Below are 2,499 nucleotides of genomic sequence, written 5' to 3'. Positions count from 1 at the left end.
TATTTGAAAACTCGCCGTAACTTTGCAGGCGAGAATAATACATGGAGGTAATATCCCGAAGCAGACACCCCACGAGGGTGGATACTTCAATCGTATCAACTCTTGATATTGGCAAGGTGTGTCTTTGTCCGACAAACTCCGTTTTTGCCGACAAAGACCCTTGCCCCACAGGGGAATTAAATTACTCCAAAGTCGTAATTACAAAAAGAAAAGATAATGAATGACAAGATTGAACGATGGGACAGATGGGACACCCGTCTTCCCAACCCGAAAGACCAGCAAAGGGCAATTGATTTGTTTCAACGTTCGGGTGCAGAAACAAAGTCAGATTTCGTGCGTGGTCGTATTCTTGGAGAGAGTTTCAAGGTGATTACGGTGGATAAATCCGCAGTGGAATATTACCGAAAGCTCTCAGAACTGACGGCGCAAATCCATAAGATTGGTGTCCTCTATAACCAGACCGTACGCGCCATCAACAGCTATCACAGCCTAAAAACTGCACAGATACTGCTTGAAAAGTTGGAGAAATTGTCTGCTCAAATCATTGTCTTGCAGAAACAGGCTAACAGTCTTACCATAGACTACCGTAAGAAATGATTGCCAAAATATCTGCTACGAAAAACCTTGGAGGGGCATTGGGTTACAACTTCAAGAAAGTAGAGAAAGAGGAAGCAAGCATTCTTCTTGTCCAAGGCTTGTATCAAAACAAAGAGGGAACTTATACGATGGCTGAAGTATTTGCTGATATGCAAGCAGTTATTCCAGAGAAATGCCGAACAAAAAAGATGGTGTTTCATTGCTCACTCAATCCGCATCCGGACGAGAAACTCTCCAATGAAACACTCACACAGATAGCCAAGGAGTATATGGAGACACTCGGCTATGGCAAGCAGCCTTATATCGTGTTCAAGCACAACGACATCGCCCGTGAGCATATCCATATCGTATCACTTCGAGTGGACAGTCGTGGTCAGAAGATTAATGATAAGTTTGAGAAAAGGAGGAGCAAGAAGATTACCGATGCCTTGGAAAAGAGGTTTGGTCTCATTCCAAGTTCAAAGGTCAGAGATAATGTGGAAACAGAAACGTCCAAGGTGGACATTGATAGAGGAAACATCAAGGAACTGGTCACAAGTGTTGTCCGCACGGTTCTGAAGCATTATCGCTTCTGTTCCTTGGGTGAATTGAATACCATTCTTTCCGCATACAATCTTGCAGTGGAAGAAGTGAAGACGGAGTTTCGGAGAAAGAATTACGATGGACTTGTCTATGTTCCGACTGATGATAAGGGCAACAAGGCAGGCACACCCATCCATGCCTCGGACATCGGCCGTGGTGTGGGCTATACTGCCGTACAGAACTGGATGCAGAAATCAAAACAAGCCATTAAGCCATTGATACCTGCTATCAGAAACAAGGTCTTGCAAGCAATGCGTACCTCTCCCCAGACGGAGGAAGAACTTCGGCAAAGATTGGAGGAACAGGGCTTGCGTGTGATAATCCGAAAGAATGATAATGGAAGAATTTACGGCATTACCTTCATTGACGATAAAGAGGGAATTGCGCTCAACGGCTCCCGATTGGGCAAGGGATATGCTGCTAATGTATTCAATGCGTATCTATCCAATCCAACACACAATCCATTCTTGGATGAAGCACTGTATGGCAGTCCTTCAGAACACTTGGAGCAGACATCTACAAATGAATCTTTGCATCCAAATACAGAAGACGGCGACAACCTTGTTGATGAACTCATCGAGGATATGGTGGATGGTTCGTTCACACCTACGGGCAACGATGATTGGAAGGAGGCGGCATGGCAGCGTAAGCTCCGAAAACTAAGTAAGGCAAATATTAAACGAAGAAAACGTTAAATAAATGAGCATTTCCAACTCCCCTCCTTTGGAGGGGTTGGGGGAGGCTACAAATACAGCATTATGGCACAGGAAGATGATTTAAGGGCATTAGGTAAAGTCATGGACTTTATGAGGGGCATATCAGTGATATTCCTCCTCGTTAACTGTTATTGGTTCTGTTACGAGGCGTTCCAGCAGTGGAACTTCACGCTCGGTATCATCAACAAGATATTGATGAACTTCCAGCGTACAACGGGATTATTCTCGTCTATCCTCTGGACAAAACTCTTTTGTGTGGTTTTCCTTGCTTTGTCCTGCCTTGGGACAAAAGGTGTGAAAGAGGAGAAAATCACATGGCCAAAGATTTGGACGGTGCTTTTCTTTGGCTTTGTATTCTTCTTTCTCAACTGGTGGCTGTTGGTATTGCCCATCGGCAAGATCGGGGTAGCTTCCCTCTATATATTTACGCTGTCCGTTGGCTATATCTGTCTGCTGATGGGTGGCGTATGGATGAGCCGACTACTCAAAAACAACCTGATGGACGATGTTTTCAATACAGAGAACGAGAGTTTTATGCAGGAAACTCGGTTGATGGAGAATGAGTATTCCGTCAATCTCCCCACACGTTTTTACTATAAGAAGA

At 44.5% G+C, this 2,499-nt stretch carries 3 protein-coding genes; all 3 read left to right on the top strand.

The features are described from left to right. Positions 1–216: 216 nt before the first annotated feature. Positions 217–597 (top strand): plasmid mobilization protein, encoded by a 381-nt coding sequence (locus tag HMPREF9304_RS06710; protein WP_036895272.1) that lies wholly within the window; start codon positions 217–219, stop codon positions 595–597. Then, complete coding sequence (gene mobB, locus HMPREF9304_RS06705) at positions 594–1,874, top strand: conjugal transfer protein MobB (protein ID WP_036856465.1); 1,281 nt, start codon at positions 594–596, stop codon at positions 1,872–1,874. The genes HMPREF9304_RS06710 and mobB overlap by 4 nt, the downstream gene beginning before the upstream one ends. 63 nt (positions 1,875–1,937) lie before the next feature. After that, positions 1,938–2,499, top strand: a 562-nt coding sequence (locus HMPREF9304_RS06700; protein WP_036927650.1) for a YWFCY domain-containing protein, incomplete at its 3' end; no start/stop codon positions are given.

The sequence above is a fragment of the Hoylesella timonensis S9-PR14 genome (genome assembly GCF_000762405.1).
GTDB lineage: Bacteria > Bacteroidota > Bacteroidia > Bacteroidales > Bacteroidaceae > Prevotella > Prevotella timonensis_A.
This window is presented reverse-complemented; position numbering and strand designations above follow the sequence as displayed.